We start from the raw sequence: 318 nt of genomic DNA on the forward strand, positions 1-318 counted from the left end.
GCTCGCACACCCAACAGTGCGGCAGGATAATGTGCTTAACCTGCGGGGCCATTTGCGTACCCCAACGCCATTTCCTGATAGAACTCGGATGCCGGGGCCCGGCTCAGTTCTCGCTCCTTGATAACCTCACCCCCAAAATTCAAAGGTGCGCCGATCAGGGCGTCAGCCACGCTGTTCACAAAGGCCTTGAAGTGGCGACGCGAGGGCGGGAAGTACGGGACGATGACCATGTGCGGAAAGTACAGATCACCGTAGAACTTATTCAGCTCCGACTCACGCAACTCTGCTGCACGCTCCACCATCTCTTCGCTATAAAGC

The 318-nt window shown here is 56.9% G+C and carries 1 protein-coding gene; it reads right to left on the reverse strand.

Annotated elements, in window-relative coordinates; all coding sequences use genetic code 11:
• Positions 1-35 precede the first annotated feature (35 nt).
• The coding region (locus AC1RPW_RS08305) for a hypothetical protein (protein ID WP_481769491.1) at positions 36-318 on the reverse strand (283 nt) is incomplete at its 5' end.

This window comes from Dellaglioa sp. CoH-55-MRSF-8 (genome assembly GCF_056782195.1).